This is a genomic window from Pseudomonas sp. FW300-N2A2, from assembly GCF_017351735.1.
GTDB classification, from domain to species: domain Bacteria; phylum Pseudomonadota; class Gammaproteobacteria; order Pseudomonadales; family Pseudomonadaceae; genus Aquipseudomonas; species Aquipseudomonas migulae.
The window spans coordinates 1-14,797 of sequence record NZ_JACNDU010000004.1 but is presented as its reverse complement, the minus strand read 5'-3'; the positions used below and the strand labels follow the sequence as shown (position 1 = coordinate 14,797).

Sequence of the window (14,797 nt, the reverse complement as noted above, 5' to 3'; positions counted from 1 at the left end):
AGAAAGATCCCTCTCCCGGTGCTGTTGGCGGTTCACGCTGTCAGCCAGCGCCGGTTTTTATTCCCATGACCGCCTAGAAGCCCTGCCGCCATGCGTCCAGCCCGTGCCCTGATCGACCTTCAAGCCCTGCGTCACAACTACCGGATCGCCCGTGAACTCACTGGGGCCAAGGCCCTCGCGGTGATCAAGGCGGATGCCTACGGCCATGGCGCGGTGCGTTGCGCCCAGGCGCTGGAAGCCGAGGCGGACGGGTTTGCCGTGGCGTGCATCGAAGAAGCACTGGAACTGCGCGCTGCCGGCATTCGCGCGCCGGTGTTGTTGCTGGAAGGTTTTTTCGAAGCCGACGAGCTGGCGCTGATCGTCGAGCATGATTTCTGGTGCGTGGTGCATTCGCTGTGGCAGCTTGAAGCCATCGAAAAAGCCGCGCTGAGCAAGCCGATCACTGTCTGGCTCAAACTCGATTCGGGCATGCACCGGGTCGGTCTGCATCCAAAGGATTACCAATCGGCCTATCAACGGCTGCTGGCCAGCGGCAAGGTCGCGAAAGTGGTGCTGATGAGCCACTTCGCCCGCGCCGATGAGCTGCACAGTCAAGCCAGTGCCGAGCAGGTGGCCGTGTTTGAAGCGGCCCGTCAGGGTTTGTCCGCCGAGATCAGCCTGCGCAACTCGCCGGCAGTGCTCGGTTGGCCGCAGATTCCGAGTGACTGGGTGCGTCCGGGCATCATGCTCTACGGCGCCACGCCTTTCGAAGAAGCCAACGCCGTGGCCTCGCGCCTGCAACCGGTGATGACCCTGGAATCGAAAGTGATTTGCGTGCGTGAACTGTCGGCCGGCGAGCCGATCGGTTACGGCGCCAAATTCATCACCCAGAAGCCGATGCGCGTTGGCGTGGTGGCGATGGGTTATGCCGATGGCTATCCGCGTCACGCACCGACCGGTACGCCGGTGATGGTCGCCGGGCAGCTCAGCCAGTTGATCGGCCGGGTGTCGATGGACATGCTCTGCATCGATCTGACCGATGTACCGCAAGCCGGGCTGGGTTCGACCGTCGAGTTGTGGGGCAAAAACGTGCTCGCCAGCACCGTGGCGGAAGCCGCAGACACGATTCCCTATCAGATCTTCTGCAACCTGCGCCGGGTTCCGCTGCTCTATTCCGGGGCTTGACCCGAACCGCACGGACCGGAAGTCGCTTCGCCGAACAGGATTCAGGCCAAAGTGTTGTAAATACTGAACGCTGTCGCCATGATAACGCTCATATTCCTACAACCTGAATCCTGGAGGCGCAAGCTTGGACGTCGGTGAACGACTGCAATCCATCCGTAAGCTCAAAGGTCTTTCGCAGCGTGAACTCGCCAAACGCGCGGGCGTCACCAACAGCACCATTTCGATGATCGAGAAGAACAGCGTCAGCCCCTCGATCAGTTCGCTGCGCAAGGTTCTGGGCGGGATTCCCATGTCGATGGTCGAGTTCTTTTCCGAAGAGATCCTGCAGGAAAAACCGACTCAGATCGTCTACAAGGCTAACGAGCTGATCGATATTTCCGATGGCGCAGTGACCATGAAACTGGTCGGCCGGGCTCACCCGAGCCGCGCCATTGCCTTCCTCAATGAAATCTACCCGCCAGGCGCCGACACCGGTGACGAGATGCTCACCCATGAGGGCGAGGAAACCGGGATTCTGGTGGAAGGGCGCCTGGAACTGGTGGTCGGGCTGGAAACTTTTGTGCTCGAAGCCGGTGATAGCTACTACTTTGAAAGTACCAAGCCGCACCGTTTCCGTAATCCGTTCGACGCGCCGGCGCGACTAATCAGCGCAGCCACGCCAGCGAATTTCTAAGAGAAGAGGCGTCCTGCCAGCACGGCAGCGGCACCCAAAGGGTTTTTCCGCGGCGCAACAAGACCCCTTCGACTTTGGGGTTGTTTCAGTGCGGCGGGCTTACCGCTATACTTGCGCCCGCCTGCGAACCGTGGCCGTAGGCGTGACTAGCCACCATTGAGGGTGAACGCGTGAACCTAATTATGAAAATGCTGGCTGCACCAGCAACCGTATTGGCCCTTTGGGCTGTCAGCGCTCAAGCTGCGACGAATGACGATATTGCAAAACGCCTTGATCCAGTTGGCCAAGTTTGTGTTCAGGGTCAAGAGTGCAAGGGGATGGAAGTCGCTGCTGCTTCTGGCGGCGGTGGCGGTGCCAAGGCACCTAAAGACGTGATTGCAAAACATTGCAACGCTTGCCACGGCACCGGCCTGTTGGGCGCGCCGAAAATCGGCGACAAGGCTGCCTGGAAAGAACGCGCCGATCACCAGGGCGGCCTCGACGGCATCCTGGCCAAAGCCATTACCGGTATCAATGCGATGCCGCCTAAAGGCACCTGCGCCGACTGCTCCGACGACGAGCTGAAAGGCGCCATCAAAGAGATGTCCGGCCTGTAACACGCCCGCATCGTTAGCGAAAAAGCCGCCTCCGGGCGGCTTTTTTGTGCCTGTTCACCTGTAGGAGCCGGCTTGCCGGCGATGAACGATCACACGGTTTGTCTGGCTAACCGCGGCGCCTGGATCGCCGGCAAGCCGGCTCCTACAAGGTTTTGTGTTGGCATCCGGGGCTGTTCATTACAGCAAAGACCCGGCAAGCTCGGTCCAACCCCAATTCATGGAATGTAAGGGAGGATCAGATGGTGCAGCTGTGTTCTATCGAGCAAGCGGTCGATGAGGTGCTGGCGCGGTTGCCGGCGCATATCCACATGGGCCTGCCCCTCGGTCTGGGCAAACCCAACCACTTCGTCAACGCGCTGTATCAACGCGTTGCGCAATTGCCCGAGCGCAAGCTGACGATCTACACCGCGCTGTGCCTGGGCCGTCCTGCATTGGGCGACGGCTTGCAGAAGCGCTTCCTCGAACCCTTCATCGAACGGGTATTCGGCGATTATCCGGAGCTGGATTTCCTCGCGGGCCTGCGCAAGGACAACCTGCCGCCCAACATCCATATTCAACAGTTTTTCATGCAGCCCGGCAGCCTGCTTCATAGCGAATCCGCCCAGCAGGACTACGTGAGCAGCAACTACAGCCACGCCGCACGGGACATTAACGCGGCCGGTTTGAACCTGGTCGCGCAATTGGTGGCCAGCCACTCCGACCACCCGGATCGCCTGAGCCTGAGCTGCAACCCGGACATCACCCTCGACCTGTTTCCGATGATCGCCAAGCGCAGGGCGGCGGGGGAGACGGTCCTGCTCGTGGGCCAGGTACACAACGACTTGCCGTACATGCCCGGTGACGCGGAAATCGGCATCGACACTTTCGACCTGCTGGTCGACGAGAAAGACAACACCACGCTGTTCTCGACGCCGAACATGCCGGTGGGTTTCCAGGACCATTTCATCGGCCTGCACGCCAGCGCGCTGGTCCGCGATGGCGGCACCTTGCAAATCGGCATCGGCGCCATGGGCGACGCGCTGACGGCGGCGTTGCTGGCGCGGCAGGCGGATAACGACGGATACAAGGCGTTGTTGGCGGATGTGAATCTGAGCCAGTGGGCGCAGATGATAGACCGCGAAGGGGGGTTGGAACCGTTCGCCAAAGGCCTTTACGGTTGCAGCGAAATGTTCGTCAACGGCCTGCTGGTGCTGGTCGACGCCGGCATCGTGCGGCGCAAGGTCTACCCCGATGTGCCCACCCAACAACAGGCGAATGCCGGCACATTGGATGAAGCGGCGCAGACCGACGGCATTTCGGTGCACGGCGGGTTCTTCCTCGGGCCGCGCAGTTTCTACGAGCGTCTTCGAGAGCTGCCGCAAAGCAAGCGGCTCGAATTCAACATGACCCGTATCAGCTACATCAACGAGCTGTACGGTCAGGAGGAACTCAAACGCTTGCAGCGCCTGGATGCACGCTTCATCAACACCGTATTCACCATGACGTTGCTTGGCGCCGGCGTGGCCGATCAGCTTGAAGACGGGCGGGTGCTGAGCGGTGTTGGCGGGCAATACAACTTCGTCGCCCAAGGCCATGCGCTGGAAGGCGCGCGTTCGATTCTGCTGCTGCGAAGCTGGCGCGAGTCGGGCGGGGAGGTCAGTTCCAACATCGTCTGGGAGTACGGCCATTGCACGATCCCGCGGCATCTACGGGACATCGTGGTCACTGAATACGGTATCGCGGATTTGCGTGGCAAGACCGATGCAGCGGTGATCGAGGCGTTGCTGAACATCAGCGATTCACGGTTCCAGCCCGGGTTGATCGAGCAGGCGCAGAGTGCCGGGAAACTGCCGAAGAGTTTTCGTCTCGATCCGCGTTTTGCCGACAACCGACCAGAACGTTTACAGGCGATTCAGGCGCGGCATCCGCAGTTGTTTCCGGAGTATCCGCTGGGGAGTGATTTCACCGCGCATGAGCGGGATTTGTTGCGGGCGCTGAACTGGTTGAAGAGCAAGTTCAAGCTGACGGAAATTCTGGAGCTGGGCAAGGCGGCGCTGGATGCGCCCGAACCGGCAGCGTTTCCCGAGCATCTGGAGCGCATGCAACTGACCAACCCGGAAGGGCTGAAAGAGGACCTGTTTCAGCGGCTGCTGCTCACCGGCCTCAAGGCCACCGCGCAATAACAGCCAACCCAAAACAACTGTGGGAGCCAGCCTGCTGGCGATGACGGTCTGTCAGGCATGAAGATTTTGACTGACACGACGCCATCGCCAGCAGGCTGGCTCCCACAGGGGAAATGCGGTGCTGCTGGTTATTCGATAAAGGTCACGACGCCGCCAGCCAGCGACTTAACGCGAGCCAGCGATTCAACGCGATAACCCTGCGCATCCAGTTCCGCACGTCCACCCTGGAACGACTTCTCGATCACGATACCCAGACCGGCCACGGTCGCGCCGGCCTGTTTGATGATCGAGATCAGCGCTTGCGACGCCTTACCGTTGGCCAAAAAGTCATCGATGATCAGCACGCGGTCGCTGCTGGTCAGGTGGCGCGGGGAGATCGCCACGGTGCTTTCGGTCTGTTTGGTGAACGAGTAAACGGTCGCCGACAGCAGGTTTTCGGTCAGGGTCAGGGACTGATGCTTGCGCGCGAAAATCACCGGTACGCCCAGGTTCAGGCCGGTCATGATCGCCGGCGCGATGCCCGAGGCTTCGATGGTGACGATCTTGGTGATGCCCGAGTCCTTGAACAGCGCAGCGAACTCGTCGCCGATCAGTTTCATCAGCGCCGGGTCGATCTGGTGGTTCAAAAAGGCGTCGACCTTCAGGACCTGATCGGAAAGCACGATGCCTTGTTCGCGAATTTTCTGGTGCAGTGCTTCCATGAAGCGTTCCTCTACTGGCGCCATGTGCGCCTAGTTTGTCAAAAGGTGTCGGTTAAAAAGTGCTCAATTCTAGCGCTTTAACATCGCCCGTATATCGGCCAATGCGGTATTGCCGCGAACGGCTTTGACTTCTACCGGCGTGTCGTCGGTGCCTTCCCAGGCCAGGTCGTCTGGCGGCAGTTCATCGAGGAAGCGGCTGGGCGCGCAGTCGATGATCTCGCCGTACTGCTTGCGCTTGGCCGCGAAGGTGAAGGCCAGGGTCTGACGTGCGCGGGTAATGCCAACATAGGCCAGGCGGCGTTCTTCTTCGATGGTGTCGGCTTCGATGCTGGAGCGGTGCGGGAGGATTTCCTCTTCCATGCCCATGATGAACACGTAAGGGAATTCCAGGCCCTTGGAGGCATGCAGGGTCATCATCTGCACGCCTTCGGCGCCGTCTTCCTCTTCCTGCTGACGTTCCAGCATGTCGCGCAGGACGAGTTTGCCGATGGCGTCCTCGACGGTCATCTCGCCTTCTTCGTCTTTCTCCAGGGTGTTTTTCAACGCCTCGATCAGGAACCAGACGTTACCCATGCGGTAGTCGGCGGCCTTGTCGCTGGAGCTGTTGGTGCGCAGCCAGTTCTCGTAGTCGATGTCCATGACCATGCTGCGTAACGCCGAAATCGGGTCTTCGCCGGCGCACTGCTCGCGGACCTTGTCCATGAAACGCTTGAAGCGCGACAGGCGATCGGTGAAACGCGCATCCAGATGCTCGCCCAGGCCGATTTCGTCGGTGGCGGCGTACATCGAGATTTTGCGTTCGGTGGCGTAGTTGCCGAGCTTCTCAAGCGTCGTCGAACCGATCTCCCGGCGTGGGACGTTGATCACCCGCAGGAAGGCGTTGTCGTCGTCCGGGTTCACGATCAGGCGGAAGTAGGCCATCAGGTCCTTCACTTCCTGGCGTCCGAAAAAGCTGTTGCCACCGGATAACCGATACGGAATCTGGTGGTGTTGCAGCTTCAGCTCGATCAGCTTGGCCTGGTAGTTACCGCGATACAGGATCGCGAAATCGCTGTAGGGCCGGTCGGTGCGCAAGTGCAGCGTCAGCAATTCCACGGCCACGCGCTCGGCTTCGGCGTCTTCGTTGCGGCAGCGGATCACGCGGATCTCGTCGCCGTGACCCATCTCGCTCCACAGTTGCTTTTCGAATTCGTGCGGGTTGTTCGAGATCAGCACGTTGGCGCAGCGCAGGATGCGGCTGGTGGAGCGATAGTTCTGCTCCAGCATCACCACTTTCAGGGACGGGTAGTCGTCCTTGAGCAGCATCAGGTTTTCCGGGCGCGCGCCGCGCCAGGCGTAGATCGACTGGTCGTCATCGCCCACCACGGTGAACTGGTTGCGCGTACCGATCAGCAACTTCACCAGCAAATACTGGCTGGCGTTGGTGTCCTGGTATTCGTCCACCAGCAGGTAGCGGACTTTGTTCTGCCACTTTTCGAGGATGTCGGCGTGTTCCTGGAACAGTTTCACCGGCAGCAGGATCAGGTCGTCGAAGTCCACCGCGTTGAACGCCTTGAGCGTGCGCTGGTAGTGGGTGTAGACGATGGCGGCGGTCTGTTCCTTGGGGTTGCGCGAGTTTTCCAGGGCTTCGGCGGGCAGGATCAGGTCGTTTTTCCACGAGCCGATCATGTTCTTGATCTCGTCGACGCCGTCGTCGCCCGCGTATTCCTTCTGCATGATGTCGGTCATCAGGGCTTTGACGTCGGTCTCGTCGAAGATCGAGAAGCCCGGTTTGTAGCCCAGCCGCACGTGTTCCTTGCGGATGATGTTGAGGCCCAGGTTGTGGAAGGTGCACACCGTCAGGCCACGGCCTTCGCCGCCTTTGAGCAGGGTGCCGACCCGTTCCTTCATCTCGCGCGCGGCCTTGTTGGTAAAGGTCATGGCGACGATGTACTGGGCGCGGATGCCGCAGTTCTGGATCAGGTGCGCGATTTTGCGCGTGATCACACTGGTCTTGCCGGAGCCTGCACCGGCGAGCACCAAAAGAGGGCCGCCGACGTAGCTCACGGCTTCTTGCTGCCGGGGATTGAGTCGGGACATACGTAAATTCAGGAGTCAGTACGAAATGGGCCGGCATTTTAACAGGCTCAGCGAATTGTGCTGCTCTCTCCGACTTGTGACGTAACACGCTATCTATATTTGCCGGTTTTGTTACTTTCACGCAGGATGCGCAACGAATTTGCGACTAATGTTCGTAATTCCGGATACAAAGGCCTCGTTTGATAACTGATGTCGTTGGTCATTGGTTATCGGCACGGCATAATGCCCGCCGCCTACATCATTGCAGAGTCTAGGGAGCTAGCTTGTCTACGCCTGTCGAACCCTTGCGTTTGCTGCTATTGGCCGAAGAGCCAGCGTGGGCAGCGTTGTTGCGCGAGTGTCTGGCTCCGATGGGGAGCTCGGCCGTGCTCATCAGCGCTCCGAGCTGGGAGTCGGTCAGCGCTCTGTTTGATGACAACCGCAGCGCGGTGTTGTTGACGATCCCGGCCCTTCAGCCGGCGCCCGGCCGTTGCAGTTTGCCAACGGTGTTGTTGCTCGAACAGGAGCCGCTGTTGCCGCCCGATGGCGTGAGCGACTGGCTGGTGCGCGATCATCTCGACCCTGGCATGTTGCGCCGTTGCCTGCGCCATGTGCGCGAGCGCGGCGTGCTGGAAAACACCCTGCAACGCCTGGCCGAGCAAGACCCGCTGACCGGCATCGCCAACCGCCAGGGCTTCCAGACCTTGCTGGCCGCGCGACTGGCGGAAAACGACGGCCGTGGCCTGGCCCTTGGGCACCTTGACCTCGACAACTTCCGCCACGCCAACGACGCCCTCGGCCATCAGGCCGGCGACCGCTTGATCCTGCAAGTGGTCGCGCGCCTGAAAAGCCAGCTCGAGGCCGGCGATCAACTGGCGCGGCTGGGCAGCGATGAGTTCGCCCTGCTGATCGACACCCGCCGCGCACCGCAACGCGCCGAATGGATGGCCGAACGCATCACCGAAGCGTTGGCTGAGCCCTATTGGGTCGACGGCGAAAGCCTGTTGATCGGTTCCAGCCTGGGCATCGCCCATGCCCGCGCCCAGGCCGGCGCCGATCCGTTGATGTGGCACGCGCACATCGCCATGCAGCAGGCCAAGAGCACTCAAGGCTGCACCTTTCACATCTTCAACGAACGCATCAACCGCAATGCCCGCAGCATGGCCGACCTCGAAAGCGAGCTGCGCCGGGCGTTGCGTCGCGATGAGCTGGAACTTCATTACCAGCCACGCCTGAACCTTGAAGACGGGCAGATCGTCGGCCTCGAAGCCCTGGTGCGCTGGCGCCATGCCGAGCGTGGGTTGCTGCCACCGAGCGAGTTCGTGCCACTGGCCGAGCAAAGCGGCTTGATCGTGCCACTCGGTTACTGGGTGATTTCCCGCGCGTTGCGCGACATGCAGGCGTTGCGCGAGCTCGGTCTGCCGGCGCTGCACATGGCGATCAACCTGTCGTTCCGCCAGTTTCAGGACAGTCAGTTGCTGTCGACCCTGAGCCGGCTGATTGCCGAACGTGGCGTCGAAGCGCAGTGGCTGGAATTCGAACTGACCGAAACGGCGGTCATGCGCCGCAGCGATCTGGTGAAACAGACCATGGATGCCCTCGGGCGCCTGGGCGTGCGCTTCTCGCTCGACGACTTTGGCACCGGGTTTTCGTCTTTCGTGCACCTCAACAGCCTGCCGATTGCCTTGTTGAAGGTCGACAAGAGTTTCGTCGGCGGAATGGAAGGGCGCGAAGAGAATCGCAAACTGGTGCACGCGATGATCAATCTCGCGCACAACCTCAATCTTGAAGTGGTCGCCGAGGGCGTGGAGACGCCGGAGCAGCTGGATCTGTTGCGCGGGTTTGGTTGCGATCAGGTGCAAGGGTATTTGATCAGCAAGCCGTTGCCGTTGACGGAGCTGATTGAGTATTTGAGTTTTGGCAGCAGTCAGCAGCCGATGCTAGAGATCGTGAGCTAAAGACGAATCCCTGTAGGAGCGAGGCTTGCCCGCGAAGGCGTCGAGTCAGTCGACATTGTTGTTACTGACACGACGCCTTCGCGGGCAAGCCTCGCTCCTACAGGGTTAGGCGATCTCGAAACGCTGAGCTGACGACGGCTCCCGCCGAATCATCCGCTTCATCTTCCACTCGAACGCCAGCGTCAGGCTCACCGCCGCGCACGCCAGGCCCAACGCCAAGCCCCACCAGACACCCGTCGGCCCCCAGTGCAAATGGAACGCCATCCACCACGCGGCGGGTGCGCCAATCAGCCAATAGCAACCCAACCCGACCAGGAACGTGGTCTTGGCGTCCTTGAGCCCGCGAATGCAGCCCATGGCGATGGTTTGCGTGCCGTCGAACAGCTCGAACCAAGCCGCCACCGCCAACAGGCTCACAGCCAGGTTGATGACGTCGCGGAACGCGGGGTCGTTGTGATCGAGAAACAGGCCGATCAACTGATTCGGCAACAGCCAGAAGACCATCGCGAAACCGAGCATCGCCGCTGCGCCAAAGGCGATCCCGACCCGCCCGGCAAGCCGCGCGTCCAGCAACTGCCCGGCGCCGTAATGCTGGCCGATGCGCATGGTGATCGCATAGGAAAGCCCCGCCGGAATCATGAACGCCACCGAGACAATCTGCAGCGCGATCTGGTGCGCGCCCAATTGCGTACTGCCCATGGTGCCCATGCACAGCGCGGCGAAGGCAAACAGCCCGACTTCCACTGCGTAGGTGCCGCCAATCGGCAGACCCAGGCGCCACAACTCCTTCAGGTACTGCCGGTTTGGCCGCGACAAGCCCTGGCGCAATGGATAGGCGTCGTACGCCGGATGCCGCCGAATATGCAGCGCCAACGCCACGGCCATCAGGTTGGCAACAATTGCCGTGACCAGACCGATACCCACCAGGCCCATTTTCGGCAGGCCGAACATCCCGGTGATCAACGCATAATTGAGCACGAAGTTGGCCACCGTGCCACCGAGGCTGATGACCATCACCGGCGTCGCCCGGCCAATCGCGCTGGTGAAACCGCGCAGGGCCATGAAGCTCAGGTAGCCGGGCAAGGCGAACGGCAAAATCAACAGGAACTGCCCGGCTGACTGGACGTTGGTTTCGGTCTGGCCAAACATCAGCAACACCGGTTTGAGGTTCCACAGCAGCAATCCGGCGACCAAAGCCATCAACCACGCCAGCCACAACCCGGCCTGGGTCAGCCGTGCCGCGCCAACGATATCGCCCGCGCCCTGACGGATCGCCACCAACGTGCCGACCGCCGCAATCACGCCGATGCAAAAGATCGACACAAACGAATAGGTCGCCGCGCCGAGTCCGCCGCCGGCCAATGCCTCGGGGCTCAGGCGCGCCATCATCAAGGTGTCGGTGAGGACCATCAGCATGTGCGCCAACTGCGAGGCAATCAACGGCCCCGCCAGCCGCAGGATGGCCCAGAGTTCAATACGTGCTGGATGCTGCATGGTCATCACGCCCGATTATCAAAGAGAACAGGAAAGCGTCGATTCTCGGCGCTCTGCGGGGTTTGCACAAAGGGATAAAAAGGATGGATGGCATGATTAAAACTCATCCTGGGGAGTTTCTGATAAGTTGACGAAATTGCGCCATAGGAGCTTTCCGCATGTCTCGTCGTCTTCCTCCCTTGTATGCCCTTCGTGCATTTGAAGCGGCGGCGCGGCATAGCTCGTTTACCCGTGCCGCTGAAGAGTTGTCGATTACGCAGAGTGCGGTCAGTCGGCATATTCGTACGCTTGAAGAGCATTTTGCCTGTCGGCTGTTTCATCGCAGCGGGCGCAATTTGCAATTGACCGAGTCGGCGCGGCTGATCCTGCCGGGCATTCGCGAAGGCTTCACCGCTCTTGAGCGGGCCTGCAATACCTTGCGCGCCGAAGATGACATCCTGCGCATGAAAGCACCGTCGACCCTGACCATGCGCTGGCTGTTGGCGCGGCTCAGCCGTTTCCGCCACCTGCAACCGGGCAACGAAGTGCAACTGACCAGCGCCTGGATGGACGTCGATTCAGTGGACTTCAACCATGAGCCGTTCGACTGCGCCGTGATCCTCAGCAACGGGCATTTTCCGCCGGACTGGGAGGCGAGCCTGCTGTTCCCGGAGGAGCTGATTCCGGTCGGTGCACCGAATCTTCTGAAGGACCAACCGTGGGACGTCGCGCGTCTCGCCCATGCCGAACTGCTGCACCCGACGCCGGACCGGCGTGACTGGCGCAACTGGCTGGAGCGCATGGGGCTGACGGATCAGGTGTCGCTCAAGGGCGGGCAGGTGTTCGATACGCTGGAGCTGGGCATGATCGCCGCCGCCCGGGGGTATGGCGTGTCGATGGGCGATCTGCTGATGGTGGCCGAAGATGTGGCGCAGGGCCGTCTGAGTTTGCCGTGGCCGACCGCCGTCGCCAGTGGTGAGAATTATTACCTCGTCTGGCCGAAAACCCGCCCGGGAGGTGAACGTTTGCGCCGCCTCAGTGATTTCCTGCAAGGCGAGGTGCGGGCGATGAAATTGCCGGACGTCGAACACTTGTGCTGAATCGATAGAGCCCTCGAAATAGCGGCCTTGAGCCATATCCCGGCTATTTACTCAAGTATTCAGGTTTGCCGCCGAAAATCTGCAGATGGAACCTTCGTGCAGGTTCGACGTAATTCCCATTATTAGAAATTTTGCTGAGTAGCCGATCAAGGAGGATCAGATCGCTCGGCCAGGAGCTGTCATGTCTCAACCTCGTGCCCGGATCGCTTCACAGCTTGGCCTTGCGCTCGCCATTATCCTGGCGATTGTCATCAGCGGCAGTACCCTGTTTGCCCTGCGTTCACTGGACACGGCCAACCTCGCCACCCGCGAAGAGCACCTGGCCAGTGAGGCGCGGTTGCTGGCCGACCAGTTGAGTACGTTTCACGGCACATTGCGTGAAAGTACCCTGCGCCTTGCGGGGTTGTTCGAAAAGCGTTTCAGTGGCGGGCTGAGCGTGCACCCGGATGCGCCGGTGAACGTGGCGGGCACCCAGACTCCGGGCCTGCAACTGGGCGGCGAAGTGCTCAATAACAACTTCAAGGAAGTGGACGAGTTCAAGCAGATGACCGCCGGCGTGGCCACGGTGTTCGTGCGCAGCGGCGAGGACTTCATTCGGGTCAGTACCAACGTCACCAAACAGGATGGCAGTCGTGCCATTGGCACTGTTCTCGATCATGCGAACCCGGCTTACGCCCGTTTGATGGCGGGGCAGAGTTTCGTCGGACGGTCTTTGCTTTTTGAACGCTACTACATGTCGCAGTACACCCCGGTACGCGACAGCGGCGGCAAGGTCATTGCCGTGCTGTATGTCGGTTTCGACTACACCGACGCGCAGAAAGCCCAGTTCGAAAACCTCAAGCGATTCCGCATCGGCAAGACCGGTTCCTTGGCGTTGCTCGACGAGCAGAACAAATGGCTGGTACCGATCGCCGGCGTGGAAGCGCTGGATAAAGCCGTTCCAGCCATCACCGCCCTGGCGAAAACCCCGAGCGAGGGCGGTTTCTGGAGCGACACGTCCGAAGACTTCTACAGTGTTTCCGTGCCGTTCCAGGACGGCCCGTGGTCGGTCGTGGCGAGCATGCCGCAAGACGAAATCAGCGCGGTGACCTGGAGCGTCGGGATTCAATTGGCGATCGGCAGCCTGCTGGCAATGTTGATCGCGGTCGGCTCGGCAGTCTGGCTGCTGCGCAGCAAACTCGCGCCGCTGGGTGATCTGGTGCGTCAGGCCGAAGCCCTGGGGGCCGGCGACCTGAGCGTGCGTCTGGACGTGTCGAGCAACGACGAGATCGGTCAGCTGGCCCGCGCCTTCAACCAGATGAGCCAGGCGTTGTCGACGATGGTCGAGCACATCCGCCGGGCCTCGCAAGAGGTCAACAGCCGTGCCCAGGCCTTGTCCGGTTTGTCTGGCGGTGCCTATGAGGGCATGGAGCAGCAGTCCGGCGAAATCACCAGCATGGCCGGCGCCGTGGAAGAATTCAGCGCCACCTCGTTGAACATTGCCGACAACATGGGCAGCACTCAGCGTCTGGCGCAGGAAAACGCACAGCAAACCCAGATCGGTCGTACGTCGATGGGTGAAGCGTCCTCGTCCCTGGAGCAAATCGCTGGCGCGCTGAACAGCACTGCCACGGTGATCAACACCTTGGGCCAGCGTTCTCAGGAAATCGGTGGCATTGTCGGGGTGATCACCTCGATTGCCGAGCAAACCAACTTGCTGGCGCTCAACGCGGCCATCGAAGCGGCGCGTGCCGGTGAGCAGGGCCGTGGTTTTGCGGTGGTGGCCGATGAAGTGCGCAACCTGGCTTCACGCACTCGCCAGGCCACCGACGAAATTTCCGGGATGATTCAGAGCATCCAGCAGGAAACCGGCAACGCCATCAGCACCATGGAGCAGGGCAAAGTCTTGATGCAGGAAGGCTTGTCGCGTAACGCCAATGTCGCCTCGGCACTGGCGCGGATCGATGAGCAAAGCCGTTCCGCCGGTGAACAGTTCGCCGCGATCACCACCGCGACCCAGGAGCAGAGCAGCACCGCGACGCTGCTCAGCAGCAACCTGCAAAGCATTGCGCTGGCGAACAGCGAGCAGCGGGAAGTGGTGTCGAACCTGGCGGTGACCGCCAAAGAGCTGGAGAGCCTGGCGGCGGAACTGCGCCAAGAGGTTGACCGGTTTCGTTGAGTCGCCTCTGAAATCGCCTTCGCGGGCAAGCCCCGCTCCTACAGGTTCAGCGTTGACCCCTGTAGGAGCGAGGCTTGCCCGCGAAGGCTACACCGCAATATTCAGATCTGCCAATCAATCACACTTGGCGTTGCTCGACACTTCCTTGGTTGCGAGTTTCAACTGCTTGGCCAGTTCTGCCGCGTTGGTGCTGTTGTAAACCCGGCCACCGGTGTTTTCAGCAATGCAGCGTGACGGGCCACCGGCACCGATTTTCACCACGTTGACCCGCAGGCGTGGTTGTTCCCTGGCGATTTGGCGGGACACCGCGCAAGCGTCTTTCTGGCAACCGTCCTCACCGTCGACGAACATCACGATCACGGCATCGTTATTACGCCCGTCGACGGTGCTTGCCGCGTAAGCCAGGCTGTCGGCCAGCGGTGTGCCGTCATTGGGAACCAGCCCTCGAATCCCGTTGATCAGCCGTGGCCGGTCGCCAAACTTGAACACGCCCTGGTCCGGTGTGCGTTCGCAGCCGGCGAAGGTGATGAGGCGCGTGTCGATCTTCGGGTCCAGCCCGTTGATCATGCCGGCCAGCGAGTCCTTGGCGACGTCCATGCGGCTGGGTTTGGCGAAGATCTGCATGGTGCGGTTCGCGTCCAGGTACTTGTTGAGTTCGTTGCCGAAGAACCAGTCCTCATCGGCTTTCACGGACTTGATGTTCAAATCCATCGAACCCGAGGTATCGAGCACCACCACGAACTGCGGGATCTCT

Annotated in this window: 11 protein-coding genes; 7 read left to right on the top strand and 4 right to left on the bottom strand. The window is 60.8% G+C overall.

Annotation, left to right across the window (positions count from 1 at the left end; all coding sequences use genetic code 11):
• The first annotated feature begins 90 nt into the window (after window positions 1-90).
• From alr to J4E42_RS07730, 4 genes are all read left to right on the top strand, one after another.
• On the top strand, window positions 91-1,164 hold the full coding sequence (gene alr / locus J4E42_RS07745) for an alanine racemase (RefSeq protein WP_207284947.1): 1,074 nt from the start codon (window positions 91-93) through the stop codon (window positions 1,162-1,164).
• A gap of 124 nt (window positions 1,165-1,288) precedes the next feature.
• On the top strand, window positions 1,289-1,837 hold the full coding sequence (locus J4E42_RS07740) for a cupin domain-containing protein (protein WP_007947433.1): 549 nt from the start codon (window positions 1,289-1,291) through the stop codon (window positions 1,835-1,837).
• A 182-nt stretch (window positions 1,838-2,019) separates the two neighbouring features.
• Window positions 2,020-2,433, top strand: coding sequence for a cytochrome c5 family protein (locus J4E42_RS07735; protein ID WP_032828815.1), 414 nt, complete (start codon window positions 2,020-2,022; stop codon window positions 2,431-2,433).
• A gap of 239 nt (window positions 2,434-2,672) precedes the next feature.
• Window positions 2,673-4,595 carry an acetyl-CoA hydrolase/transferase C-terminal domain-containing protein gene (locus J4E42_RS07730; protein WP_207284946.1) on the top strand — a complete coding sequence of 641 codons (1,923 nt, stop codon included), beginning with the start codon at window positions 2,673-2,675 and terminating at the stop codon, window positions 4,593-4,595.
• Between the two features lie 128 nt (window positions 4,596-4,723).
• Here J4E42_RS07730 and J4E42_RS07725 read toward each other — a convergent pair whose 3' ends face one another.
• Window positions 4,724-5,296: a xanthine phosphoribosyltransferase gene (locus J4E42_RS07725; RefSeq protein WP_008030547.1), complete on the bottom strand. Its 573-nt coding sequence runs from the start codon at window positions 5,294-5,296 to the stop codon at window positions 4,724-4,726.
• Window positions 5,297-5,365: 69 nt separating this feature from the next.
• Window positions 5,366-7,375, bottom strand: coding sequence for a DNA helicase Rep (gene rep / locus J4E42_RS07720; protein ID WP_008030544.1), 2,010 nt, complete (start codon window positions 7,373-7,375; stop codon window positions 5,366-5,368).
• A gap of 263 nt (window positions 7,376-7,638) precedes the next feature.
• On the opposite strand from rep, the gene J4E42_RS07715 reads away from it, so the two are divergent.
• The gene (locus tag J4E42_RS07715; RefSeq protein WP_008037990.1) at window positions 7,639-9,312 is read left to right on the top strand and encodes a bifunctional diguanylate cyclase/phosphodiesterase; all 1,674 of its coding nucleotides are present in this window, start codon (window positions 7,639-7,641) and stop codon (window positions 9,310-9,312) included.
• Between the two features lie 105 nt (window positions 9,313-9,417).
• Here J4E42_RS07715 and J4E42_RS07710 read toward each other — a convergent pair whose 3' ends face one another.
• Window positions 9,418-10,806 (bottom strand): NorM family multidrug efflux MATE transporter, encoded by a 1,389-nt coding sequence (locus J4E42_RS07710; protein ID WP_207284945.1) that lies wholly within the window; start codon window positions 10,804-10,806, stop codon window positions 9,418-9,420.
• A 158-nt stretch (window positions 10,807-10,964) separates the two neighbouring features.
• On the opposite strand from J4E42_RS07710, the gene J4E42_RS07705 reads away from it, so the two are divergent.
• Window positions 10,965-11,885 carry a LysR substrate-binding domain-containing protein gene (locus J4E42_RS07705; protein WP_008030538.1) on the top strand — a complete coding sequence of 307 codons (921 nt, stop codon included), beginning with the start codon at window positions 10,965-10,967 and terminating at the stop codon, window positions 11,883-11,885.
• A 181-nt stretch (window positions 11,886-12,066) separates the two neighbouring features.
• Entirely contained in the window at window positions 12,067-14,043 is a 1,977-nt protein-coding gene (locus J4E42_RS07700; protein ID WP_008030537.1) for a methyl-accepting chemotaxis protein, read from the top strand.
• A gap of 114 nt (window positions 14,044-14,157) precedes the next feature.
• On the opposite strand, the gene J4E42_RS07695 is transcribed toward J4E42_RS07700, so the two are convergent.
• Window positions 14,158-14,797: VWA domain-containing protein (locus J4E42_RS07695; protein ID WP_207284944.1), on the bottom strand; the 640-nt coding region annotated here is incomplete at its 5' end.